This window comes from Rhizobium sp. BK316 (genome assembly GCF_014193695.1).
Classification (GTDB): domain Bacteria; phylum Pseudomonadota; class Alphaproteobacteria; order Rhizobiales; family Rhizobiaceae; genus Rhizobium.
On the sequence record NZ_JACHZR010000009.1, the window covers coordinates 156,830 to 180,277 of the forward strand.

The following is a 23,448-nucleotide window of genomic DNA, read 5'->3' on the forward strand; positions in this document are numbered from 1 at the left end:
GAATTCTCCCTGCAGCCGGAAGTTCCCAAAAACCGCCAACCGAAGGCAAGGGCAAGATGGGATGGCGGCACTGCACAATTTTATTCGCGATGGCGCATATAGGGCAAAGGGCATCCGGTAGCCGGATACCGGTGGGGCAGGGCGCACAAGCCGGTCTAGCCGTCTGCCTGATCCGCTTCGCGCGTCATCTCGATCATCGTCGGGCGGAAGCCCATGGCGGCAAAGAGGCTGCGGGCGGTCTCGTTGCGGTAGGCGGTCGAGAGCACGAAGCGTTCGGCGCCGAGGGATTTCAATCCGGCCATCGCCGCTTCCAGGAGCAGTCTCCCGACGCCTTCGCGGCGGCGTGCCGGATCGACGAAGAGGTCGTGGATGACGCCCGCCGGCCCGCGCAGCGACATGTAGTCGAAGCCCTGCAGCTCCGCATAGGCATAGCCGACCAGCGCGCCGTCCTCTTCGGCGACGATGACGATGACTTCGGGTCGGGTGACTTGGCTCTTGAGGAACTGCCCGTATCGCAACGGCGTGCTTTTCGCCGCTTCGATGAAGCGCCTGGCATCCAGTTCATGATGCATCGCGACGAGCAGGGCGCCGAAGCCGCCGAGGATTTCCATGTCGCGGGGATTGGCAGGGCGGATCTTGACTACATGTTCAACCGGCTTCGTCGGCATAGGTGTGATTCCAGGTGGGCTTTCGATCGGGGATCCTGACGACATTGCGGCCGGTTGCAAGGCCATATCTCCGCGAGTGGCGGCCGAACGCCGGTTATCCGGGATCCACCAGCACCGGACTGCCACTGGCCCCTTCGTCATCCTCGGGCTTGTCCCGAGGATCTGCCGCCGCCCGCAGTAGATCCTCGGGACAAGCCCGAGGATGACGTTGCGTTAGTCGGCCCGAATAAAAATTCCATCACCAAATCAGCCGCTTGCAGCAAAAACTTGCAGGTGATTCGAAGTTTTTCCGGCTGTGTCTGTTGCCAAATTTAAAATTGACCGTATATTACGCAAATCGACCATTGCTTGTGACGTCGTTGAAGAGCCATTGCGCTCTCGCCAGATTTCCTTCCAAATAATCGACCCAAGCCCGCAGGGTATCGCGGGAATTTCAACGGTTGCTTTGAAAGGAGATCGTTATGAATACAGGTACAGTCAAGTGGTTCAACGCCACCAAGGGTTTCGGTTTTATCCAGCCGGATAACGGCGGCGCCGACGTTTTCGTCCATATTTCTGCAGTTGAACGCGCAGGCCTGCGCTCGCTCGCAGACGGACAGAAGGTCAGCTACGACATCGTGCAGGACCGCCGCTCGGGCAAGAGCTCTGCCGATAACCTCCGGGCTGCCTAAGAACTTGTCACGACTTCGCGCGACCACGGATGTACTGGCGCGCGGAGACGATGACTGAGGCCAGGCACTGGCCAGGGAAGGTCGGGAGCAGTCCCGGCCTTTAATTTTTGTTTCATGAGGGTAGAACGACATGGCATATCGTCGTTACCGGCCGGGTGACACCATTGTGCTGAAGAATGGCGTTCTCGGCAACGCGCAGCCCTCGGGTTCCGGCAACATTCTATCCGTCCTGCCGGCTGCGCAGGGTTTCGTTCATTACCGCGTGCGGTTTCAGAACGAAAATTTCGAGCGCAGCGTCCGCCAGGATGATATAGACGTGCTCGCATCGCCCTCGTCGCCCTTGCCTTCCGAGGCGCGGGCGGTTACCGAGAGTCCGAAATCGAGCTGGATCAATTCGAATTCGATCCGCATCAGGAAATAACAGCAGCAACGCTGATTAAGGAGAAAACTTGCAGGTACTCGTCCGAGACAACAATGTCGACCAAGCCCTCCGCGTGCTCAAGAAGAAGCTGCAGCGCGAAGGTGTGTTCCGCGAAATGAAGGAACGCAGCGCCTATGAAAAGCCGTCGGAAAAGCGCGCCCGCGAAAAGGGCGAAGCCATCCGCCGCGCCCGCAAGCTCGCCCGCAAGCAGGCGCAGCGCGAAGGCCTGCTGCCGGCACCGAAGAAGAAGGTGATCGCTCGCGGCGCCCGCTGACGCTTTCCCGGTCTCAGGATCCAACGAGGAGGAGGAGACATGACCGAGTCGAAGGATACGTTCTTCAAGCCCGAAAAGCTTTCGCCGCAGGCGAAGGCTGAGCAGACGACGTCTGTCGCCAAGGGCATCCTCGAAAGCGAAGCTGCCGCCCGGCAGAAGAAAACGGAAAAGCTGCGTGCGCTGAGGCTCGCCCAGCCGGTGCCCGAGGCACCGGCGAAGAAGGGTAAGGCGAAGAAGGGGTAGGGGCTTTTAGGTCTCGCCTTGATTTGGCTTTGGTATGATTGATATTTTGAGGCGGTGTTCCTTAGGGTGCCGCCTTTTTTGCGTTGTGCCGTGGGCACCCCCGCTCGGGGGGAGCGGGTAGCTGATCTGCCCGGCTCAGGGGGGAGCGATCGTCGTGCAGGCCACATTTCCAAAGCGGTCACGAAAAGGCCGGGTTTCACCGTTGCGGATTTCAATGGAACGTAACTGCCCGTTCCGGCACGGAGATCTCTTCTTCTGCAAGGCCGCTGAGTGCGACGACCACCTCGTCAATGGACCAGCCGACGCTCAGAGCATGGTCGATCAGCTGGTGAAAATCGGTTTCGAGGTAGTCCTTGCAATCGTTGAGACGATCTGCAGCAACAATAATTGTTGCGCGTGAATTCAGGACCTTGGTCATGGCCTTATCCTTTTCTGCGAACATAACCGGCGTGCCCGGTTATAGTTCCAATTCCGCAGCATGTTCTTGCATGAATACTTAACAGCTTGCGACTGAGGCTCGCCCAGCCTGCGCCTGAAGCGCCGGCGAAGAAGCCCAGGGCGCCGAAGAAGGGGTAGGGGCTTTTGGGTCTCGCCTTGATTTGGTTTTGGTGTGATTGATATTTTGAGGCGGTGCTCCTTGGGGCCGCCTTTTTGCGTTGTGCCACACGGAACGCCCGCTTGTGAGGAGGGGTTTTCGCAGCAAAGCCTCGCCACTTACCATTTCACGCGTAGGCCCGCCGTTCCGCTGAGCGCATAGCTGTCGGCAAAATCCTTCAGCGATGATTTCGCCGCCACTTCGCCATAGAGCTGATAGCGGTCCCCGCTCCAACGATACGAACCGCCGAAGGTGAGGCCGGCCCAGACGGGGTCGTTCCTGTTTTCGAAGCCGAGGCCGGAGACGGTGACGGCGGTGCCGTCCAGGAACTCGCCATAGAGATTGGCGATGCCGTAGAATTTCGTCAGTGCCGTCTCACCGTCTGCCCGCTGAACCTGCTCTTCGCGGTCGAGCGCTAGGCCGAGCCGGCCGACGAGGCTGTCGCCGTCATCGAGCGAAACCCGCGCGCCGAAGCGGTCATTGAACGTGTCGAAGTCGACGGAGGAATAGACGAGTTGCGCCTGCGGCGTGATCGACCACGGTCCGGAGGCTGAAAAACGCCGGCCGGTCTCGATGCCCAGCGCGTAACCGAAGCCATTGTTGCCGCTCTCCATCGCGCCGTCGACGAGATCGGATGTCAGGTCGCTGTCGAACCAGGTGACCTGGCTCTGCGCGTCGGCATAGAAGCCGTTATCGCCATACCAGGTGAGCGTGGCGCCAAGTCCCACGCCCGTCGTGTCGATATCGCCATTGCCGTAGAGGGAGTCGATATTGCCCGAGACCGTGCCGTAATGGACGGTGAGGCCGCCGATCAGCCGGCCGCCCTGATCCTGATAGAGCTCGCCATCCAGACCGCCTTCCAGCTTGAACATGTCATAGTCGTAGCTCCCGACGGTCGTGGCGCTATCGGGCTCGATTTCGGCGTGCGTGCCCTCGGTGCGCAGCCAGACATTGTCGAGTCCTTTGGCTGATGTTGCCTTGCCGTCGTCTCTCCAGTAGTGGTCGCCGATGCGCTGTTGGAGCGTGGAAAGCCCGTTCAGGGCGAGCAGGAGCTGCGGATAGGCTTCGTAGAGGGGAACGCCCGGCTGATAAAGCGGCCCGCTGGCAGCACCGGGAAAGGCGAGATCGGAGCGCAGATACCAGTCGCCATCACCAGGCGTCGACACGCCATTCTGATAGAGCCGGTAGGCATAGGCGCCGCCGACCACGGCCTGATCGCCCTGAAAGACATAGTCACCGAGCAGTGAGAAGCTGCCGGCCGAGGTGCCGCCGACATCGACGATCTTGATGCCCTCGACGGTCTGCGCGCCGGTGCCGCCGAGATTGGTGACACGCACATTCGTGGTGCCCGACGTATTGCCGGTCACCACCAGCCGGTCGGTCGGGGAGGCATCGCCGCCGAGCACGGATTCGATGGCGAGCGTGCCGCCGTTGCCGATGTAGTTGCCTGAAATCGTCAGCGTGCCGATCGAATTGCCGGGCGCAACCGTGCCGGAATTGCTCACGTCGCCAAAGATCGTACCGCTGCCGCCGAGCGTGCCGAAATTGGTGATATCGCCGATGACGCTGGCGGGCGCGCTATGATCGCCGATCAGCAGCGTGCCGTCGTAGATCGTCCAGTCCGTCGTGGCGGTGCCGACGCCCGTCAGCAGCCAGGTGCTCGTGCCGGTTTTCTCAAAGGTGTCGAAGTTCCGGTATTGCTGGGCAGCACCGATTGCCGAAACATCGAAGCTGTCGCTGTCGCTGTCGCTGCCGGTGCCGCCGAGGCGCAGCACGTCTGTCGTCGGCGTGACGCCCGCAATGATGTTGCCTTCTATGATCGAGCCCGGCTGCAGTTCGAGCGTAACCTTGCCCGTCGTCGCGGCCGACCGGTCGATCGCGTTCGCCTGGCCGGTGCCGGCGCGGATCGTGCCGCTATTGACGATGTCGAGGCTCAATGTTCCGCTAGACGCGCCGATGGCAGCAGCACCCGTTCCGCCCTCGATCGTGCCGGAATTGACGATCTGGCCCGCAGTTCCTCCTTGCGCGAGAATGCCGACACCTGCAGTAATTCCGTTGGTTGGCCCGTTTCCTCCGCGGATCGTCCCTATGTTGAGGATCGTATTAGGGCCTCCAATCGCATTGCCGTAAGAGACGCCCGCTCCACCGCCAGCCGACGTGCTGTCGCCACCCACAATAATGCCGTTGTTGGTGAGCGACGAACCAGTCAGCACGCGCACGCCGGCACCGCCTGACGCACCGGCACCGCCGGCGCCGCCGCCATTGCCGCCACGGATCGATCCTTGATTGGTGAATGTGGTGGCAGAAACGACAGCGCCGATTTGCCCTGCCGTCGTGGCGGCGGCGCCGGCATTTGCTCCCACCAGAGTGCCGGAGAACGTGACCGGGACGAGAGCTCCAGTCGATTGCTGGATTGTGAGAGCGCCTCTGGTCGTGAGGGCTGTCGCATCGTAGGTATTTGAGAGGACAAAGCCGTTGGTGTCGATCGTGATCGGCTTCGTCGGGATCGGCAGTGTCGCCGTTGAAATAGAAAAACTGCCGGTCATGTAGATCGTCGCATTGGCGTCGCCATCGGCATTGGCCGACTGGATGGCGGCGCGCAGGGCGGCGTCGCTGCCTGCGGGATAGGTTCCGGCCCATGCCGGGGACGAGATGCAACAGGCCAGCGCCAACGCTGGGAGGCTGACGCCCGTGAGAAACTTGGCTTTTTCAGAATTCAGGATGCCAATCGCACCACTCACGCTCGCCCCCGTATAAATTGATAGGAATATTGCGTCATGCTTTTGAAAATGTGTGTTTGCCCTGTCTGCTTGCATCGCAGCGGGTGAGGGGATCACAAGGCAAGGTTGCTGCGCTTCCCACCTTCCGATACCGCGCCGGACGAAATTGATAAAGGCCAATTTATGCCGGGTTGGAAATGAGAATCTGTTGGTCAAAGCCGTAGAGGCTGTTTGTGACACTTATTTAAATCAATATGTTAAACTGTTCATCCTAGCCGCGATCGAGTGTGACCCGGCCTGAGACAACAGCACGAGAAAGAGCAGAGCATCTGCTCAGTCAGATCGAAAACATCTACTCAGGCGAGAAAAACGATTGGGCAGGAGATCTCCTGCCAGCCGTTCGGTCTTGCCTGACTGGCGGGCAACGAAGCGCCGGGATGCCCACCGGTCGGGCTGACGCCCGGACCCTGGTCCTTCCTCCGATGGCCTCAGTTGCGCGCCTCGAAGATCATGTTGAACGGCGTTTCGCTCGCGCGGCGGAAGTGATGATAGCCGGCATCGAGCGCCACCTTGCGCAGCTTCCTCTCGCCTGCCTGCGCGCCACTGGAAGGCTTGGAAACGGCCATCGCGGTCGTTCATGCCGAAGACGAGGCCGATAGCCCTTCGGGTAAACCGCGCCCCAGATCACGCGCCGCCAATCGCGGCTCTCTTCCCGCTCACCTTCCTCGTGTCGAGGAATAATCGAGCCGGAAAGCCTGATCTGCCCGAAGGCCTGAGGCGGACAAACGAACTCTATCGGATCGAGGCAGAGCTGCGCGGCTCAACGCGGTCGATTTGCTTGCCTATTTGACCGCAACCCTTACCGCTATCGTCAATGGTCACACAAGCAGAGCCGGATAGAAGAACTCCTCCCGTGGAATTACCCGGCGAATGTGACGCCTAAAGGAGAGACGGCGACCGTCAAAGTAATGCAACTTTGACAGGCATCAGAGCGCCATGTTAGCGATAGATCATGTTCCGCAGCCTGCGGCACCAGCGCGACTATATGAGGTGACGATCATGCGCCTGCCATTTCTTGCTCTCGCTCTTGTTACAACAGCCTTTGCCCAAATCGCCGCCGCCGAGCAACTTGTTGGTCAAGTCAACGGCGGCGGAGCACCCATCGCAAAGTCAACAGTGACGCTGTGGGCTGCCGGCGAGGGAGCACCCACCAAGCTATCTGAAACAAGCACGGGCGATGACGGCGCTTTTCAGTTCCAGTTCGACACCGAGAAAGCTGGCAATGCTGTGCTGTACCTGACCGCCAAGGGCGGTGAGCCCACTATCGGCGGGCCGAAGGGAGAGAACCCGGCCGTCGCATTGATGGCAACCCTGGGCACGGCGGCCCCGAGAGAAGTGACCATCAACGAGCTCACGACGGTGGCGTCGGTATGGACGGGCGCGCAGTTCCTGAAAGGCGAATCGCTTAGCGGGCATGCGCTCGGATTGAAGATCGCCTCGGGCAACGTGCCGAACCTGGTGAATCTCACGACGGGCGGATTAGGCCCGGCCATCCAAGACCCTCTAAACAGCACGCAGACGACTTCCCTGGCCACCTTGAACACCATAGGTGACCTGCTGGCGGGCTGCATCACCCGCGTGCAACCGGACGCCTGCGAAAGGTTGTTCGAGGCTTCCACGCCGCCCGGAGGACCTGCTCCGACCGACACGCTGACTGCGGCGCAAGCGATCGCACTGCATCCGTGGAATGAGCCTGCAAAGTTGTTTGCACTGCTGGACCACTTCTATCCGGCCCGACAGGGGCCTGGCTCGCGTGCCGTGCCATACCGACCCTACCTTCTGTTCGCTCCCAGCACCTGGACCATTGCGCTGCGTTACGCCGGTGGCGGTCTCAGCGGCCTTGGCGGTATCGGTATCGACAGCGAGGGCGACGCCTGGGCGGCAAACAACCAGATGGCAGGGTCGCAATCGACCATGTTCGGCGGGATCGGCGGCACGCTCTCGGAGCTTGCATCGAATGGTCGGCCCATCTCGCCGATGACCACTGGCTATACCGGCGGTGGCGTGGATTTTCCCGGCTGGGGCCTCACCATTGCGGCCGATGGCAAGGTGTGGGTGACCAGCATCGAAGGCAAGACGATCTCGGTGTTCGATGCGACTGGGAAACCGCTGTCCCCAGACACTGGTTATGACTTGAACGGACAGCTCGGTGGAATGCAGGGCATCAATACGACCCCCGACGGGGATGTATGGGCGCTGGATTCGAGCAAGAGCCAGATCGTCCATTTGCCGAAAGGCGATCCGGCGCAGGCGCGAATTCTCTGCCGTACCGTTGACGACAAGCCCGTCGACGGCACGTGCCAGGTAAACGGGCCATTCCATGTCGCGTTCGACCTGCAAGGCCGGGTGCTCGTTTCCAACGCCAACTCCAACACCGTCACCCGTTTCCCGGCAAACGATCCGGGCAAAGCCGAACAGTTGACGGTCGGCTACAGCCCCCATGCCATCGCGATCGACAGCCAGGGCAATGCGTGGGTGGCCAATACATTGGGAGAACCGAGTCTCCGCGAAAAGCTCGGCTTGCTCCGGACCAAGATGCGGAGCGAATTGGAAAGCAAACTGGAGCCGGCGGGCGGCGCTGACGAGACGGTGGAAAAGTTCATCGCCCTGGTCCGCATCATAGAGGAATTCCCCGGCGGCAGCGTCAGCCTGATACGCCCGGACGACAAACAAGCGCCTGCACCGCAGTTTGACGGCGGAGGAAGCATCAGCGGTCCATGGGGCATTACTGTCGATGGCAACGATCACGTATGGGTCGCCAACGGCTTTGGCAAAACATTGACCGAGCTTTGCGGCGTACGCACCGAGACATGCCCTCCGGGCTTCAAGACCGGCGATCCGATCTCACCTCCCAAGACCGGCTACGCGGGCAAAGGAATGCAGTTTCTGACTGGCGTTGCTGTCGATCCGGCGGGGAACGTGTGGGCCGCCGACAACATCGACCTCATGGACGAGGTCTGCCTGACAAAGATACCCGACGAGACGCTCTCAACGCGCTGTGGCGGCAACGGCTTCGTCGTCTTCTTCGGCCTGGCGAAACCCGTCAGGACCCCGGTAGTCGGCAGCCAAGTCCAACGCTGGTAGGCATACAGTGCCGGGCGTGACCGCCTCTATCGCATAGTTGCTTCGCTCATCATGAGGGTGTGAGCGGCACACCGCTTTCGTTCATTTCCGGCGAGCCCTTCGCGACCGGGAGGTTGTCGCAACAGCAGCAAACGCTGCGGCGGCTCTCAAGAAGGCGGCCCGCGTCGAGGAACATGAAGGCTGGGCGAACGCTTTCGTCGTCCTCGATCAGCACGATATTGGGATCATCTAGTTTTCCGAGGCAAGGCGTGTTGGGCGAGCGGCTGATCTATCGCTCTGCGCCATACCTGTACCTGTTCACAGGGAGCCAGCGAGGCCGCGCTTCCGCTCTCCCCTTGCTTGATCAAAAATCAGCGAGGTATGCGCCGTGGCCCACTCAATTCCGCACCTCGAAGATCATGTTGAACGGCGTCTCGCTCGCCCGGCGGAAGTGGTGATAGCCGGCATCCATCGCCACCTTGCGCAGCTTCATCTCGCCTGCCTGCGCGCCGAGCCCGAGGCCGACTTCCTGGGCCATCGAAGCCGGTGTGCAGATCATCGCCGAGGCGCCGTAATAGACGCGGCCGACGGGGTTGAGATTGTCCTTCAGCCCGTCATGGGCGAAGGGCTCGACGATCATCCAGGTGCCGTCCTTGGCCATGGTCTCGCGGATGTGCCGGCCGGCGCCGACAGGGTCGCCCATGTCGTGCAGGCAGTCGAACATGGCGACGAGATCGTAGTTGCCGGCCGGGAATTCCTTGGCAGTGGCCTTGTGGAAGCTCACGCGGTCGTCGACACCTGCCTCCTTTGCGGCCCGTTTGGCGCGTTCGATCGAGGGGCCGTGATAGTCGAAGCCGTGGAAATGCGATTTCGGGAAGGCCTTGGCCATGAGAATGGTCGAGGCGCCGTGGCCACAGCCGACATCGGCGACTTCCGCCCCGCGCTCCAGCTTTTCCTTGACACCCTTCAGCGAGGGAATCCATTCCTCGACGAGATGGCTGTTATAGCCGGGCCGGAAGAAGCGCTCTGTGCCGCGGAAGAGGCAGGTGCTGTGTTCGTGCCAGCCGAGGCCCTTGCCGGTGCGGAAGGCGTCCTCCACCTTCGGCTCGTCCATCCACATGGACTGCACGATTTCGAACGCGCCGCCGAAGAAGGCGGGGCTGTCCTCATTGGCGAAAACCAGCGCCTGTTCGGGCGTCATGGCGAACTTGTTCGAGGCTTCGTGATAGGTGATGTAATCGGCAGCCGCCATGGCGGCCAGCCATTCGCGCACGTTGCGTTCCGTGAGACTGGTCGTTTCCGCCAGCTCCATCGAGGAGCGCGGCCGCCCGTCCATCATCGCCCTGAACAGGCCGAGATGATCGCCGAGCACGACGAGAACGCCCGAGACGCCGGCCCCGAGATCGCCGACCAGGCGACCGACGAGTGCATCGACTTTCTGCATGTCAGGTTGGCTCATATCGGATTTCTGCTTGTCGGATTTCTGCATGGCACCCTCCTCAAGATGCGCCCGCCCCAGCCCGAAACATCGACCCACTTGTGATTCTAGGCCGGGACGGCGGACAGTCAATGCTGCGTTCGGGTGAGGGGAGCGGGTGAGGAGCCTTGAGCGCCGCGCGTCCATTCGGACGCACCGTCGCCGGGCTGGAAATTAAGTGCCACGCCGCCCTTTCCGCGGTATAATGATCGGCTGCAATATGGACGGAAGGTGAAGCCAATGAAGAGGCTCGCAATCATTGCCCTGTCGCTGGCAACGGCGCTGACGAGCGCTCCGCCGGCCGTGGCGTTTCCCACCATTGTCGCCCCTGATGTCGAGGCGCTGCAGGCGCAGCCGGTGCGTTACCGTGGCGGCTATTACGGCGGCTATCGCGGCGGATACTATCGCCATAATGGTGGAGACGACTGGGGTTGGGCGCTCGGCGGCCTGGCCGCAGGCGCGATCATCGGCGGACTGCTGGCGCAGCCCAGATATTATGGCCCCGGCTATTACGATCAGGGCTATTACGGCTCGACCTATTACGGTCCGTACTACTACGGCTCGACGCGATATTACGCGCCACGCTATTATGCGCCACGCTATTACCGCCGAGCCTACTATGGCGGCGATGCACATACGCGCTGGTGCTATGCGCGTTACCGGTCCTACAGAGCTTACGACGACACGTTCCAGCCCTATAACGGTCCACGACGCGTGTGCGTCTCGCCTTACTATTGATGGCCCGCATGGGGTCGCTGGCGCCATCCCATCGCCTTGGCTTGTCGCGCCTTACGGAAGTTCGATTTCGCCGTCCACCACATGGTTGAGGGCAGCGCCTTCCGCCGTCAGCGTCATGCGGACCTTCAGCCTCTTGCCGGCGATCTGCCCGTCGCGCACCGTCTCCTCGATCTTGCGCTGCGAGGTCACGCCGACTTCCTTCAGGAACTTGCGGATAGACATATTGAAGGCGTCTTCGCTCATGATGGAATCCTCCGTGTCCGGAAGGAATTGTAAGGGAAGGCGAGCGGTCGGGAAAGCGGGATGAGACGCGCGGTGCCAATATCGGCTGGTCATGGTAGTTTCGAAGCGCCGCCTCGTTCCGTGTCGTCCGTGGCGGCACCAGATAAGCGCGGGCAACATGACGCGCTCGACCGATCTTGCGGTTTTGTCAGGGGGCAGGCGACGCAGATCGGCTCATGCGTGATCCGTGTCGTAGCGCAGGTGGTTATCCCTGATGTTTTCCGTATGCGCAGCCGCCCAATCGGCAAGGTGGCGCACGGTTTCCGACAGGGAGTGCCCGAGCGGGGTCGCTCCCAGGAGCGGCGTGGAGCTGCCGGAGGCGCTCGGCAGGTTCCTCGTCCATATGCGAACGCTGCCTTCGGTGACGCGAGCCCTTGCCGAGGAGGGGCTCGGCTGGCCGGGGAAGGCACGCAACGGCCAGCCATTGTTCGCGCGGGTCGGCGCTCAATCCATGAGGACGACAGCCTCAACCTCGAAGAGCATGGGGTCGATGGCGAGCTTCGGCACCGGAACCAGCGTCTGTGCCGGGAGCCTGTCGCCGAACATGCGCGTGACGGTCTCGGTCAGTATGCCGAGCTTCGACATATCGTGATCGACCACGTAGACGGTCAGTTTCACGACCTTGTCCGGGCGGGCGCCAAGTGCTGCGACCACGGCGGCGAGGTTCGCATAGGCCTCTCCCACCTGCGTGGCGAAGTCCGGCGAGAGAGCGCCAGTCCGGTCCTGTCCGCCCTGGCCCGAGATGAAGGCCAGCCGGCCGGCAGAAGGGGCGATGACCGCCGTGCTGTAGCCGTTTGGTGTCGGGTCGTGCAGGTGGGGAGGGTTCACGATAACAGGCGTTACGGCGGTCATGGGTGCTTGATACTTGGGTGTCATGGTCTGTCTCCTTGTCGGGTTGCCATGACCCGCCTAAGGTAAATCGGTGCCAGATTTTGGCACCAAATATGCTGGAACCAGGAAAAGCTCCGGGGTGCGCAAATGAACATCCGCCTCAGACACGACGCCATCGTGCGCATCCTCCGGCGCAACGGAAGCTCGACGGTCAACGATCTGGCGGAGGAGGTGGGTGCTTCCAGGCGAACGGTACTGCGCGACATCGGGGCGCTGCGTGATCAGGGCTTCCTCATCCATTCCGAATCCGGCCGGGGTGGCGGGCTGCAACTCGACCCGGAGTCGGTGCAGACCACCGCTCGGCTCTTCGTGACCGAGGTGTTCGCGCTCCTGATCAGCGTGGCCGCCATGCGCGCGGCCAGGTCCCTTCCTTTCTCCGATCTTGCCGATGCCGGGCTCGCGAAGATCGAGAGGGCACTTTCGGCGGACAAGGTGCGGGACCTGCGCCGGCTTCTCGACTGCCTCTATGTCGGGCAATTGTCGCCCAGGCAGGATATTTCGGACATTGGGTCGATCGATTCCGGGCTGCTGCCGGCCTTCGAGACGGCTTTTCTCCAGCGGCTGCATCTGCGGTTCCGCTACCGTGACGCCAGGGGAATGGAAACGCTGCGCGAGGCCGAACCGCAGGCCATGCTCATCCTGCCGCCACTTTGGTATCTCGTCGGCTGGGATGCCGCGCGTGCGGATTTCCGCCACTTTCGCATGGACCGGATAGGCAAGCCGGAGATTGTGGAGGGCACGCAGTTTCGTCGAAGGCACGTGCCCTTCGAAGATGATGTCTGCCCTTTCAGCGAAATGGCACGCTGAGTATCGGCGAGATCGAAGCCTGCGCCGCACTGTGGTCAATCCTAGTGGTGAAAATCTGGCACTTGGTACCGGCGTCGGAGGTCCGCTCTAGGCCGTCAGAAGTCTATGACGGTCGTATCCTTCACCAGCGGCATCGTCTTGTCCGGGCGGGCGTATATGTCGCCCTTGCCGTCCTTCGGGTGCCAGTTGAGCCTGGCCGCCTCGCGATTCCCGCGGTTGTAGAAATAGCCGTAGGTTTCAATCTTCGCATTCTCAGGATTGATGCCGAGATAGTCGGTCAGGAACTTGATCCGCCGATAGATGCGCCATTTCTCCTGCTTCACTTGCGGCAGGGCGTTGAACGCCCAACACCGGTCGCTGGCGGTGGGTAGAGATCGTAGATGATCGAGTTCCTCATCGGTAATCATGCCTGTGGCGTCCTTTCTCGAACCACGTCTTGGCAACGGGGTACTAAGCATCAGATTTTCTCCACTACCTTGAAGTTATCCGGCAAACCTTTAGTTTCTACTATAATAATCGTGGGAACATGCAGGCAATGACTGGGCAATCCGTTCATTCGTTCGAGATATTCGAGGAAGCAGCCTGCGATGCGGGTATCTATACCTGGGATATTGTCAAGAACCTCGTCTTCGCAGACAGCGCGCTCGCCGAGCTTTTCGGCCTCGATGCTGCCGCCACGGTGCGCGGCCTGCCGCTGGAAGACTATCTTGCGCGTGTCCATCCTGATGACCGGCCGCAACTGGCAAAGAAGATCTCGGAAGTGCTCGTCGCCGATATTGCGCAGCAGAGCACCTATCGCGTGGAGGGCAGGGACGGGCGGTACCGGATGGTCGCCGCCTTCGGCCGGGCCTTCCGCGATCACAGCGGATCACCCATCCTCTATTCCGGCATCGTCGTGCCGGTGGCCGAGCGCGAGCATCAGGGATCGCTGACACATTAGAGCGGCCTGCCGTCAATCCGCGCTCTATATGGACGGAGTGCGGATATCGGCTGCAAGCCGCCGTCTGGCCCGGGAAGCGTCACTGATGGGCCGATGCCGAGCTTCTCCTTCTCCGAACGACGACGTCATGCATTATCTCGGGAGTAAATGGCTTTCAGGCTTTCGCCTGTTCATAGGCCATGAATAGATCGGTTACGAGAACGCCGTTGATCCGCATCCCGGTCAAATCGGCATCTTTGATGTTCGAATCCGCCAACGTGACGCCGCTTATGGTCAGTCGCGACAGGTTTGCATTGGTGATGGCGGCTCCAGACAGATTGACGTTATTAAAGCGCGCGTCTGCAAGGGTGATATCGTCAAAAACCGCTTCGCTTAAATTGGTGTCAGTGAATCTTGCCTTGGTCAAAACAGCATAAAACCGTGCGTCCGCGAGGTTTACGCCATCGAAATTTGCGCCTGACATATCGGCGCGTTCGTAATGCGCTCCCTGCATCTGAGGGCCGTCAAATTGGTTGTGTTCTTGGCAATCGCCCATTGTTGTACCCTCTGGTCAATGATTGTGACCTAGAGAATGCCAGATTGCGCAATCATTTACGACCGTCAAATCTGATAGAAACGAGCCTGCGCAGGCACAGGCCGATGTCGGAGCTCGGCCGTTACACAGCGGAAATTTCACGCACTGATGGAAAAGAGGAACTTTTGCCCGCCTGAATTGTTGCCTGATGACGCCCCAATCAGGAGAACAATCATGAAGCCTTTCCTCATCGCCGGACTTGCCGTGCTGATCGCATCGCCCGTACTCGCTCAGACGGCGGCGGAAAAAACCGGTGTCAATTCCGTGCTCGGCGTTGCGCCGAAGACGGAGGATTTCGTGGCGGAAGCTGCGACATCCGACATGTTCGAGATCGAATCCAGCAAGCTTGCGATCGCGCGCGCCGATGCACCGACCAAGGCCTTCGCAGAGCAGATGGTGAAGGATCATCAGAAGACGACGCAGGAACTGAAGGCGCTGGTTTCCAGCGGCAAGGTGGAAGCGAAAATCCCGCAGACGATGACATCGGGGCAGCAGTCCATGCTCGGCAAGCTCAAGAGCCTGCAGGGCGAGGAATTCACCAAGCAATATCATTCCGATCAGGAAAATGCCCATGAGGATGCCGTCGATCTCTTCAAGCGCTACGGCGACGAAGGCGACAATGCGGAGCTGAAGGCCTGGGCCGCCAAGACGCGCCCGGCGCTGGAGCATCACCTGCAGATGGCGAAGGATTTGAACAAGTAGGAGATGGGTGAGGGGTGGCCGGCAACCGTCCGCCGGTTATGCCGACCGGCGGCCGCCCCACTCCGCTCGTGTGCGTGACCGCTTTCATCGAGAGACGCGGGCTGCGGGGGGATATCGACCGATGGGCGCTGCTGCCAATGGCGGACGTGCCGGCAGATCTTCGCGGCCGCGGACCAGTCCAACGGTTTCCGGATCCGTCCTGGCTGCGCTGGACGATCAAAAGACGAGAACCTAGAAGGGATTAACCGCAAACCTGTCTTTTGAAGGAGCAAAAAATGAAACGTATCGAGATGGAGGTCAGCGGCGGCTGCCAGTGCGGCGCCGTGCGCTACCACGCAACCGCCATGCTCGACAATTCGCATCTCTGCCATTGCCGCATGTGCCAGAAGGCCTCGGGCAACATCTTTGCCGCGCTCGTCGCCGCGCCCGATGACGCGCTCATCTGGACACGCGGCAAGCCTGATGTCTGGAAGAGCTCGGAGTTGGTCGAGCGCGGCTTCTGCGCCAATTGCGGCACGCCATTGTTCTTCCACCACCTCGAAAACGGCCGCACGAACCTGATGATCGGTTCGCTCGACGATCCAAACGCCTTCGCGCCGCATGCCAATACCTGCACCGAGAACATGGTGGCATGGTTCGATACGATCACGGGCATCGAAAATACCGGCGCGACCGAAAACAACGGCGCCGACTGGGCGGCGGCGATCAAGAAGAGCAGCAACCAGCACCCCGATCACGACACGACCTCATGGGCGGTCAAAGGGGCGGTGAGGGGGGCGTGATGGCTGAGTCCTGTTCCACCGGTCACCGGTGGGCGGGCTACGGCTCTATGTCGACGTCGAGCAGATCGATCGAGACGGCGACCCGATCGAGGATGGGCCGGTTGTCCGGGCCGGTTGCGTAGACCCTGCGCTTCGTCGGGATCATCAAACCGCCAAAACTCCTGACGTCGCTGGCATAGTTGGCACTCTTGGTGCCGCCCATGATGTCGACGCTATAGTCATGGCGTCGCAACAGACCATCCGAATTGAAATAGAAGGTCTGCACGGTGGAATGGCTGGGGATGGTCAAGGGGAAGGTTACCTTCAGCCGGCGCCAGATTTCATCCTCTTCCTGCCACGGCTCGATCTCCTGCGTCCTGAAACCGGGAAGCGTGAAGAGAAACGGCGTCGTCAGATAGGTCCACATGGCATAGCCGGTGAAATAGATCAGATGCTGCCGGTCCCAGGGCGTGGTGATCGTGTGTCCTTCGAAGAAGGAGCGCGGCGCGACGCGTTGCTCGACGACGTCGCCGCTATCCGCGACGATCGCCGTTCGCTCCGGCTCCCAGACGCAATGCTGCCCTTTCTCCAGGAAGGGAGTGAATTCGGTGCGCGGACGACGGGCGGAGACCGATGTGTGGATGTCGGCATAGACATCCGGCCAGCCCTTCACATGCCAGACCGCGCCGCCAACTTTGATATGGGCATGCAACTGCTCGATCCGCTGCCAGCGTTGCAGGCCGCCATGCGCTTCGATTGCGAGATCCAATAGGTCGGTCACTCAAAGACCCTCCGGTTCGTGATGATCATAAAGGTTTAACTTTGAAACCTATCGACATCTATCTCCAATTGGTTTAACTTTGCAACCATAATCTAGATGAAAGGCGGAAAAATGAAGGGCAAGCGGACTGACATGGGGGACGCCCAGTGCGGGATCGCGCGGTCTCTGCAAGCCGTCGGAGATTGGTGGTCGCTCCTCATCATCAGGGAGGCTTTCAAGGGGCTTCGACGGTTTTCCGAATTCCAGAAGAGCCTCGGGCTCGCAAAGAACATCCTGTCGGTTCGCCTGCGAAAGCTCGTGGAGGAGGGCATCTTCACGGTGGAGCCGGACCCCGACTCCGCACTCAGCCATCTCTATCTTCTGACGCCGAAAGGGTACGAGCTGAGCGTGGTCCTCGTCGCTCTCTGGCAATGGGGGGAGGAGCATTGCTTTGCGGAAGGTGAACTGAACTATGCAATAGTGGACAGCCTGAACGGACAGCCCTTGCAGAAGCTTCAGCTTGCGGCCCGGGATGGCCGGCCCCTGGGACCCCGGCAGTTTCGCATTGAAGCGTTCCCGGTCGACGGATAGGGATGACGAGCCTGGCAAGCGATGAGGTTATTCACGTCGCTCCGGTCAGGGTCTCGTCACCCCCGCTCATATCAGCCTGCGTTATTACAGCGCCGCGCGTCTTTTAAGACGCGCAAAGGACGCTGTAACACTTTGAGTTTCTGCATAATTTTGTTCTTAAATCGATTCCGATTTAAGGAATTATGCAGTGGGGATTGGCGTATTGAGGAGCTGCTGTTCCCAGAGATAGGCGATGCCGCTGCCGGCGAAGTGCTGGATGAGAATCTCGGTCAGCTCCTCGACATGCTCGGTGCGCGCCCAATCGCGTTGCCATTCGCCGGCGAGCGCCATCACGGTCATCGGGTTCGCACCGGCCGCGATCATGCGCTGGACGGCAACTTCGTGAGACTCCTTCGAAATCCCGCCCGACGCGTCGGTGATCACGGTCACGTCCCAGCCTTCGCCGGCGGCCTGGATCACCGGCATTGCGACGCAGACCTCGGTCCACAGGCCGGCGATGATCAGCTGCTTGCGGCCGGTCGCCTTGACGACATCAACCACATTCTCGTCCTGCCAGGTGTTCACCCAGGTGCGATCGATGACGTCCTGGTCCGGAAAGACGTCGGTGATCTGCTTGAAGAGAAGTCCGCCGCGCGCCGCGATCACGCTGGTGAGAATGGTCGGAACATTGAAAGCTTTTGCCAGCTTCGCCAGCGCGGTCGTGTTGTTGACCACAGCTTGCGGATCGTGGCTGTTCAGGTTTGCGAGTTGATAAGGCTGGTGGTCGATCAGAACGAGTACCGAATCTTCGGGACGAAGAAGCGAGGCAAGGCCATTACGAAAGGTCATGAATATATCCTCTGCTGCCGTTTTATGTGTGAATTCGGGCTATCGGCAGACATGCGCTGACAGCCGCGCCGCCTGCGAAACGCACACTGTCATTCCTGTTTTTGTTACGGTAGCCTGCAACGGTGCCAAGCTGTGTCGCGAAATGGGGAACGCCAAATTGGAAATCGAAGATCTCAGGACATTCGTCGAAGTTGCCGATGCCGGCGGCGTTTCGCCCGCCGCGCGGCGGCTCGGCATCTCCAAGTCGATGGTCAGCCGGCGGCTCATCCGGCTTGAAGCCGAACTCGGCGTCCAGCTTCTGGCACGGACGACACGCGGCGCGGCGCTCACGGAAGCGGGGATCACGTTTCGGGATCATGCAGCCAGGGTCTGTGCCGAGATCGATGTGGCGAGAGAAACGATCCTGCCTTCCGGTGACCTTCGCGGCCGGCTGCGTGTTGCCGTGCCGCTGTCCTTCGGCCCCAGCCACTTCGCGCACGTGCTTGCGCAGATGGCGCAACGCCATCCCGAACTGCACATCCATGCCTCCTACAGCGATCGCTTCGTCGATCTCATCGCAGAGGGTTTCGATTGCGCGATCCGGGTCGGCTATCTGCCGGATTCCAACCTGGTCGCAAGGCGCATCGGTCCGCTCTACGGAAAACTGGTCGCAAGCCCTGATTATATCAGGAGGCATGGCGCGCCCGAGACGCCGGAGGATCTCGCCGGCCACGAGGCCCTCATGCAGGGAACGGAACCCTGGCAATTCCTCGACGGAGACGAGATCATCACTGTTCATCCGCGGGGGCGCTTCAAGGCCGACAACGCACTCGCCCTTGCCGCCGCCGCCTTGGCGGGGCTCGGCATAGCCTGGATCCCCGAAGGCGTGACCCATGAGCATATCGCTTCCGGCGCGCTGGTGCCGGTCATGACACGCTATCCGCCACCGCCGGCGGGCATCTATCTCGTCCGCCCGGCGGGGCAGCATCCCGCACGGAAGATACGCGTGCTCACGGACATGCTGATCGACTGTTTCGTGGAGGCTCCGCCGCCTTTGGGCGGAGGCCGCTGAGGTACTGATGGCGCGGGGTCCGAATGGCGCCCGGCGCTCTCATCTGGTGGTATCTTTGGTCGCTTCCAGGCGATTGCGCTCGATTTCACTCATATTCGACAGAACCCAGCGCGTCAGCTGCGTTAAAGGCTCGGCAAGGGACCTGCCGAGGGTGGTAAGACTATATTCCACCTGAGGCGGGATTGTCGGATAGACCTTTCTGGAAACGAGACCATCGTTTTCAAGGGCACGCAAGGTCCGTGTCAGCATCTGCTGGCTGATGCCCCCGATAAGCCGGCGCAGTTCGTTAAATCGCCTCGGACCATCGAGCAGCATCGTGATCGTCATGATCGTCCACTTGTCACCAAGGCGACCAAGCATCTGGCTGATTGGACGACAGTCCATGCTCGTTCCCGGTTGCGGCGGCGGGGTAGGTAAATCCATGTGACCAGGCCCTAATTTTATGCGTTCTTGTGCTGATGCAGTCTGGCAGACATATCTAGTCAGCAAAACATACTACCACAGGAGATGTCATGACTGACCAGAAAACAATCGCGATTTTTGGTGCCGGCACAGGGTTGGGTGCTTCCGTCGCAAGGCGCTATGGAAAGGCCGGATTCCGCGTCGCCCTCGTCGCCCGCAACGCCCAGTCTCTGGACCAGAGAGTGTCCGAGCTATCGGCACAGGGCATAGACGCAACTGCCTTTCCCGGCGATCTCAATGAGATCGACGCAATCGCGGCTCTGGTGGAAAAGATCGAAGAGAAGTCGGGACCGATTCACACCGCGGTTTTCGCGCCCGTCGGCAGCTTTCGTATGCTTCCGGCTGTCGATCTGACGGCCGCCTTGCTCAAGGAACTCGTCAATATCCTGACCTTGGCTCCAGTCGAAGTCGTCCGTGCGGTATTGCCGGGTATGCTTGCTCGCGGCAATGGGGCGATCATCGTCGCGGACGGTCTTTCGGCGGTAACGCCGATGCCCGGATTGAGCGGCCCAGGCCCGGCCTTTGCCGCTACGCGCAATTACATCCTCGGCCTCCACGAAGAGATCAAGGCGCGCGGCGTGTTCGCCGGGATGCTCCACATCGGTGCCATGATCGACAACTCCACCGGCCTTCGAGTCGCGGCCGCAAGTGGCATGCCGCTCGATGATCCGCGCTTAACGACAATCGATCCCGACGTACTTGCGGAGGAAATCTGGTCGATGGCGGCCGACCGGTCCCGTGCCGAGTCGATCCTGCCAGCCAGTCGCTACCCGCATTGATCAACAGGGCCATCGTAAGGGGCCAGCGGCAACACCGCTGGCCCCCGCTCAAGATGAGCTTTGTTCTACGCATAGCCCGCCGTTGCGATCTCCTCACATCACGGCATAGAGGGTGCTGGACCAATCACCGGACAAGGAACCCAAGCACGGCTGCGTTTGCCAGATCGATGAAGAATGCGGAGACGAGCGGCAGGATGATGAACGCGATGGTCGCTGCTCCGTGGATCTTGGTGACCGCCGTCATATTGGCGATTGCCGTCGGGGTAGCGCCGAGCGCAATCCCGCAAAAGCCGGCGGAAATGACTGCCGCATTGTAGTTGCGCCCCATGGCCGGGAACACGACCAGGATGATGTAGACGATGGCCGCAAGCGTCTGCACCGCCAGCACGATTGCCAGCGAAAGGCCGAGCCCGCTCAGGCCCCACAACTGCATGCTCATCAAGGACATCGCCAGGAACACGTTCAGCGAGAGATCGGATATGAGCGCCAGGCCGCGGGTGTGCGTCGGCCACGGCAGGCGCGGCGCCAGGAACGGAACGCTGTTCGTCATCACGATGGCGACCAGCAGGCAGACGACGAACAGCGGAAGGTTAATTCCTGCGTCGAGGATAATCTCGTGCAGGGCGTAGCCGATGATGATTGCAACATTTGTCACCAGCAACGTGCGCAACAGGCTGATGTAACTGACATCGTCCTCGTGGCCGGCAACGGCCTCCCGCGACACCCCGATCGTCAGCTCCTCGTCCTTGGGGCCGCTCAAGCCATTCCGGGTGATCAGATACTGCGCGACCGGTCCCCCGACGAGGCTGGCGACGACCAGGCCGAGCGTTGCGCTGGCAATGCCGATTTCGAGAGCATTGGTGAGACCGAAACGGCTCGACACGATCGGAGCCCAGGCAATCGTCGTGCCGTGTCCGCCGATCAGCGAGGTCGAACCGAGAAGGATTGCCATGCCCGGCGGAAGACCGAGCACCGCGCCGGCTCCCATGGAGAGGAGGTTCTGGATCACAAGAAACGCAAGCGTGAGGGTGAGCAGGATGAGGAACGGCTTGCCGCCGGCAAGGAGATCGGAGACCCGCGCGTTCAGGCCGACGCCGGTGAAGAAATAAAGCAGCAGCATGTCGCGTGCGCCAAGCGCAAAGCTGATCTCGATGCCGAAGAACTCATAGGCGACGAGCGTCACGAGTGCTGCCAGGAGCCCGCCCGTGACCGCCTCCGGGATGCTCCAGCGGGTGAGGGCGGGGATGAGCCGATTGAGGTTCGCGCCGGCGAAGAACACGAGGATCGCTATGGTGAACGACAGCAGTCCCGGGACCTGTATTGTCGACATGTGCCACCTTCACCGCCACGCGCCTTGTCGGTTGCAAAACACTGACACACGCGCTTTGACTGAACCAGTGAAAATATTGTTTTGTCGTCTCGCCGCTATCAGGGCATGACCTTTGTTCGTCGGAACTTTAGCGCTCGGTGCGGGGCGCATTACGGCGCTTCAAGGCACACGCTCCATCTTTGATAGGCCGGTCGATCCGCCGAAACTGCTCAGACCGGTCGAACTTCGGCAAGCCGTCTGACTGCGTACTCGTCCTGCCAACAGACGGCGGCTTCCCATGCGGCTGATGCCTGCGCGGCTATGTCATACGCGCCGTCATCGAGATCGGCGGCGTTGCCAGGCAGTACGAGGTCAAGATCGGGGACGTCGACGTGTGACTCATCCCAGTCGATCAACGCGACCCGATCTGCGGCCATGCGGACGTTGCCGGGGTTGTTCGGGTTGCCGTGGACAACGCATGTCTGACGCCCGATCAGCCGCGCCCACGCTGCTCGACATCGAATAACGCCCTCAGGCGGCATCGTGGAAAGGTTGATCCTCGTTCCGGTTTCGGCATGCAGGAGGTCGGTCGACGACCGCCAGCCTGGGCGCTGCGGCCAGCCCTGCGTCAACCGATGCAGTTCGCGGAGCGTGTCGGCGACGCGACGCCAGTCGGACTGCGTCTCGGGCGGTCCGCCTTCCATGTATTTCATCACCACCAGACCGTCCACGAACAGCCGGCCGTCAGCCGTCGGGATCGGCACTGGAACGGTCATGCCTTCACGGTCGAGGTGTTGGAGCAGCTCGGTTTCCCATGCGAGATCAGCGTCGGTTCTGGAGCCGAGACGACCGACTGCGATCTGCCCATGAACGCGAACGCTCCACACATCATTGGCAACTCCACCCGTAAGGGGTTCGATGCGAACCGCATCGTCACTCCATCGCTTGAGTGCTTCCCATCCCATTGGCGATATCCCTGGCGGCCTGATTAAATTGACGGAAGAAACAGCGAAAATTTGCGACGCCACGATGTTCCATGGTGGCGCAAAGCGGTCAAGGCTTTCGTCGGCTCGGCTCGAAGCGAACGTAGAAGCCCGGATTTTTTAGAACGGCTTTGCGCCACCAACTCGCTCGTTCGTCCGCCACCACCTCAACCAAGCCTATGCAGAGGTATTGCCAGATAATCAGGGGAGGGGGTCATGGACAGCTACCGGAAATTGCTGGTCTTGGGAATGAACGAGGCAATCAAGCAGGGCGGAATATCCCTTGCTGCCCCGGCCGGTAACGGTCCGACCGACGAGGATGGTTACCTGTTTGCCGGTATTGCCGGATATCCGTCCGTGGTGCTCTGGGAAAGCATCGGCTACGGCGAGTTGCGTGTTTCGGTCTGGTGGAACTACGACCATTCGAAACACCCTCAGGCCGAAGCCTCAGGAAACCAACGCGAGACATTCTGTCTCAGCAAGCCGTTAGCCAACAGAGTCCAGTACCGGAAATTCGTCGGCGCGACCGCCAGCGCCTGGCTCGAGCGGAAAACGGGCAGGCACCTTATGGGGCGTGGAAGAGGCTGTGTATTCGATACGTATCTTCGGGCTGACATGAAGGAAAAGCTTCATGCCATTCCTGATCCAAAACCGGAAGGCTACAAAGCCGAGGGGCGACTTTTCCTTTAGATCGCTGCTGCGCGCTCGCGGATACCGCAACGCGGGTGGTTACTGCCGGTAAGGGAGGTCGCCTTGGTGATGCCTGCAAAGGCAGTTATGTCAAAAAAAGCAATACAT

General features: G+C 60.7%; 28 protein-coding genes and 2 pseudogenes. 15 read left to right on the top strand and 15 right to left on the bottom strand.

The window, feature by feature from the left end:
* Positions 1 to 155 precede the first annotated feature (155 nt).
* Positions 156 to 668, bottom strand: coding sequence for a GNAT family N-acetyltransferase (locus FHT87_RS30090; RefSeq protein WP_183806359.1), 513 nt, complete (start codon positions 666 to 668; stop codon positions 156 to 158).
* 461 nt (positions 669 to 1,129) lie between these two features.
* Between FHT87_RS30090 and FHT87_RS30095 the strand changes: the two genes are divergently transcribed.
* The 4 genes from FHT87_RS30095 (at position 1,130) to FHT87_RS30110 (ending at position 2,277) form a co-directional block, all read left to right on the top strand.
* On the top strand, positions 1,130 to 1,339 hold the full coding sequence (locus tag FHT87_RS30095; protein WP_183735870.1) for a cold-shock protein: 210 nt from the start codon (positions 1,130 to 1,132) through the stop codon (positions 1,337 to 1,339).
* Positions 1,340 to 1,469: 130 nt separating this feature from the next.
* A complete protein-coding gene (locus FHT87_RS30100) occupies positions 1,470 to 1,760 on the top strand; it encodes a cold-shock protein (protein ID WP_183735871.1) in 291 nt (96 codons plus the stop codon).
* 28 nt (positions 1,761 to 1,788) lie between these two features.
* Entirely contained in the window at positions 1,789 to 2,034 is a 246-nt protein-coding gene (gene rpsU, locus FHT87_RS30105; RefSeq protein ID WP_183735872.1) for a 30S ribosomal protein S21, read from the top strand.
* Between the two features lie 39 nt (positions 2,035 to 2,073).
* Entirely contained in the window at positions 2,074 to 2,277 is a 204-nt protein-coding gene (locus tag FHT87_RS30110; protein WP_183735873.1) for a hypothetical protein, read from the top strand.
* A 211-nt stretch (positions 2,278 to 2,488) separates the two neighbouring features.
* Here FHT87_RS30110 and FHT87_RS30115 read toward each other — a convergent pair whose 3' ends face one another.
* The 3 genes and pseudogenes from FHT87_RS30115 to FHT87_RS30125 form a co-directional block, all read right to left on the bottom strand.
* Positions 2,489 to 2,695, bottom strand: a complete 207-nt coding sequence (locus FHT87_RS30115) for a hypothetical protein (RefSeq protein WP_183806361.1) — start codon at positions 2,693 to 2,695, stop codon at positions 2,489 to 2,491.
* A 296-nt stretch (positions 2,696 to 2,991) separates the two neighbouring features.
* Positions 2,992 to 5,613 carry an autotransporter outer membrane beta-barrel domain-containing protein gene (locus tag FHT87_RS31470; protein ID WP_348649398.1) on the bottom strand — a complete coding sequence of 874 codons (2,622 nt, stop codon included), beginning with the start codon at positions 5,611 to 5,613 and terminating at the stop codon, positions 2,992 to 2,994.
* 467 nt (positions 5,614 to 6,080) lie between these two features.
* A pseudogene (locus tag FHT87_RS30125) lies at positions 6,081 to 6,194 on the bottom strand (SAM-dependent methyltransferase); the annotation flags it as partial.
* Between the two features lies 1 nt (position 6,195).
* On the opposite strand from FHT87_RS30125, the pseudogene FHT87_RS30130 reads away from it, so the two are divergent.
* Positions 6,196 to 6,365: pseudogene (locus tag FHT87_RS30130) on the top strand (IS66 family transposase); the annotation flags it as partial.
* 286 nt (positions 6,366 to 6,651) lie between these two features.
* Positions 6,652 to 8,736: a hypothetical protein gene (locus FHT87_RS30135; RefSeq protein ID WP_183806365.1), complete on the top strand. Its 2,085-nt coding sequence runs from the start codon at positions 6,652 to 6,654 to the stop codon at positions 8,734 to 8,736.
* A 376-nt stretch (positions 8,737 to 9,112) separates the two neighbouring features.
* Here FHT87_RS30135 and FHT87_RS30140 read toward each other — a convergent pair whose 3' ends face one another.
* Positions 9,113 to 10,174 (bottom strand): class I SAM-dependent methyltransferase, encoded by a 1,062-nt coding sequence (locus FHT87_RS30140; protein ID WP_183806430.1) that lies wholly within the window; start codon positions 10,172 to 10,174, stop codon positions 9,113 to 9,115.
* 258 nt (positions 10,175 to 10,432) lie between these two features.
* Between FHT87_RS30140 and FHT87_RS30145 the strand changes: the two genes are divergently transcribed.
* On the top strand, positions 10,433 to 10,930 hold the full coding sequence (locus tag FHT87_RS30145; RefSeq protein WP_183806367.1) for a BA14K family protein: 498 nt from the start codon (positions 10,433 to 10,435) through the stop codon (positions 10,928 to 10,930).
* A 51-nt stretch (positions 10,931 to 10,981) separates the two neighbouring features.
* On the opposite strand, the gene FHT87_RS30150 is transcribed toward FHT87_RS30145, so the two are convergent.
* The 3 genes from FHT87_RS30150 to FHT87_RS30160 all read right to left on the bottom strand — a co-directional run bounded on the left by FHT87_RS30150 (position 10,982) and on the right by FHT87_RS30160 (position 12,088).
* Complete coding sequence (locus FHT87_RS30150) at positions 10,982 to 11,173, bottom strand: DUF6494 family protein (RefSeq protein ID WP_183735878.1); 192 nt, start codon at positions 11,171 to 11,173, stop codon at positions 10,982 to 10,984.
* A 213-nt stretch (positions 11,174 to 11,386) separates the two neighbouring features.
* A complete protein-coding gene (locus FHT87_RS31350) occupies positions 11,387 to 11,626 on the bottom strand; it encodes a hypothetical protein (protein WP_246699694.1) in 240 nt (79 codons plus the stop codon).
* 30 nt (positions 11,627 to 11,656) lie between these two features.
* Entirely contained in the window at positions 11,657 to 12,088 is a 432-nt protein-coding gene (locus tag FHT87_RS30160; protein WP_183806369.1) for a Rid family hydrolase, read from the bottom strand.
* 102 nt (positions 12,089 to 12,190) lie between these two features.
* Here FHT87_RS30160 and FHT87_RS30165 point away from each other — a divergent pair, with 102 nt between their 5' ends.
* Positions 12,191 to 12,910, top strand: coding sequence for a WYL domain-containing protein (locus FHT87_RS30165; RefSeq protein ID WP_183806371.1), 720 nt, complete (start codon positions 12,191 to 12,193; stop codon positions 12,908 to 12,910).
* Positions 12,911 to 13,005: 95 nt separating this feature from the next.
* Here FHT87_RS30165 and FHT87_RS30170 read toward each other — a convergent pair whose 3' ends face one another.
* A complete protein-coding gene (locus tag FHT87_RS30170; RefSeq protein ID WP_183806373.1) occupies positions 13,006 to 13,368 on the bottom strand; it encodes a hypothetical protein in 363 nt (120 codons plus the stop codon).
* A 77-nt stretch (positions 13,369 to 13,445) separates the two neighbouring features.
* Between FHT87_RS30170 and FHT87_RS30175 the strand changes: the two genes are divergently transcribed.
* The gene (locus tag FHT87_RS30175; protein ID WP_183806375.1) at positions 13,446 to 13,850 is read left to right on the top strand and encodes a PAS domain-containing protein; all 405 of its coding nucleotides are present in this window, start codon (positions 13,446 to 13,448) and stop codon (positions 13,848 to 13,850) included.
* Between the two features lie 154 nt (positions 13,851 to 14,004).
* Here FHT87_RS30175 and FHT87_RS30180 read toward each other — a convergent pair whose 3' ends face one another.
* Complete coding sequence (locus FHT87_RS30180) at positions 14,005 to 14,385, bottom strand: pentapeptide repeat-containing protein (RefSeq protein ID WP_183806377.1); 381 nt, start codon at positions 14,383 to 14,385, stop codon at positions 14,005 to 14,007.
* Positions 14,386 to 14,598: 213 nt separating this feature from the next.
* Between FHT87_RS30180 and FHT87_RS30185 the strand changes: the two genes are divergently transcribed.
* Together FHT87_RS30185 and FHT87_RS30190 are read left to right on the top strand one after the other, a co-directional pair.
* Positions 14,599 to 15,126 (top strand): DUF4142 domain-containing protein, encoded by a 528-nt coding sequence (locus FHT87_RS30185; protein ID WP_183806379.1) that lies wholly within the window; start codon positions 14,599 to 14,601, stop codon positions 15,124 to 15,126.
* A gap of 275 nt (positions 15,127 to 15,401) precedes the next feature.
* Positions 15,402 to 15,908 carry a GFA family protein gene (locus FHT87_RS30190; protein ID WP_183806381.1) on the top strand — a complete coding sequence of 169 codons (507 nt, stop codon included), beginning with the start codon at positions 15,402 to 15,404 and terminating at the stop codon, positions 15,906 to 15,908.
* A 37-nt stretch (positions 15,909 to 15,945) separates the two neighbouring features.
* Here FHT87_RS30190 and FHT87_RS30195 read toward each other — a convergent pair whose 3' ends face one another.
* Positions 15,946 to 16,668: a hypothetical protein gene (locus FHT87_RS30195; RefSeq protein WP_183806382.1), complete on the bottom strand. Its 723-nt coding sequence runs from the start codon at positions 16,666 to 16,668 to the stop codon at positions 15,946 to 15,948.
* Positions 16,669 to 16,779: 111 nt separating this feature from the next.
* Here FHT87_RS30195 and FHT87_RS30200 point away from each other — a divergent pair, with 111 nt between their 5' ends.
* On the top strand, positions 16,780 to 17,238 hold the full coding sequence (locus tag FHT87_RS30200) for a helix-turn-helix domain-containing protein (RefSeq protein WP_183806384.1): 459 nt from the start codon (positions 16,780 to 16,782) through the stop codon (positions 17,236 to 17,238).
* Positions 17,239 to 17,418: 180 nt separating this feature from the next.
* On the opposite strand, the gene FHT87_RS30205 is transcribed toward FHT87_RS30200, so the two are convergent.
* Complete coding sequence (locus FHT87_RS30205) at positions 17,419 to 18,066, bottom strand: hydrolase (RefSeq protein ID WP_183735890.1); 648 nt, start codon at positions 18,064 to 18,066, stop codon at positions 17,419 to 17,421.
* A gap of 157 nt (positions 18,067 to 18,223) precedes the next feature.
* Here FHT87_RS30205 and FHT87_RS30210 point away from each other — a divergent pair, with 157 nt between their 5' ends.
* Complete coding sequence (locus FHT87_RS30210) at positions 18,224 to 19,117, top strand: LysR family transcriptional regulator (protein ID WP_183806386.1); 894 nt, start codon at positions 18,224 to 18,226, stop codon at positions 19,115 to 19,117.
* Positions 19,118 to 19,156: 39 nt separating this feature from the next.
* On the opposite strand, the gene FHT87_RS30215 is transcribed toward FHT87_RS30210, so the two are convergent.
* Positions 19,157 to 19,540 (bottom strand): helix-turn-helix domain-containing protein, encoded by a 384-nt coding sequence (locus tag FHT87_RS30215; RefSeq protein WP_183806388.1) that lies wholly within the window; start codon positions 19,538 to 19,540, stop codon positions 19,157 to 19,159.
* A gap of 89 nt (positions 19,541 to 19,629) precedes the next feature.
* On the opposite strand from FHT87_RS30215, the gene FHT87_RS30220 reads away from it, so the two are divergent.
* Positions 19,630 to 20,358 (top strand): SDR family NAD(P)-dependent oxidoreductase, encoded by a 729-nt coding sequence (locus FHT87_RS30220; protein WP_183806390.1) that lies wholly within the window; start codon positions 19,630 to 19,632, stop codon positions 20,356 to 20,358.
* 124 nt (positions 20,359 to 20,482) lie between these two features.
* On the opposite strand, the gene gltS is transcribed toward FHT87_RS30220, so the two are convergent.
* Together gltS and FHT87_RS30230 are read right to left on the bottom strand one after the other, a co-directional pair.
* A complete protein-coding gene (gltS, locus tag FHT87_RS30225) occupies positions 20,483 to 21,688 on the bottom strand; it encodes a sodium/glutamate symporter (protein ID WP_183806392.1) in 1,206 nt (401 codons plus the stop codon).
* 209 nt (positions 21,689 to 21,897) lie between these two features.
* Positions 21,898 to 22,632 (bottom strand): phosphotransferase, encoded by a 735-nt coding sequence (locus FHT87_RS30230; RefSeq protein ID WP_183806394.1) that lies wholly within the window; start codon positions 22,630 to 22,632, stop codon positions 21,898 to 21,900.
* Positions 22,633 to 22,866: 234 nt separating this feature from the next.
* Here FHT87_RS30230 and FHT87_RS30235 point away from each other — a divergent pair, with 234 nt between their 5' ends.
* Complete coding sequence (locus FHT87_RS30235) at positions 22,867 to 23,340, top strand: hypothetical protein (RefSeq protein ID WP_183806396.1); 474 nt, start codon at positions 22,867 to 22,869, stop codon at positions 23,338 to 23,340.
* Positions 23,341 to 23,448 lie beyond the last annotated feature (108 nt).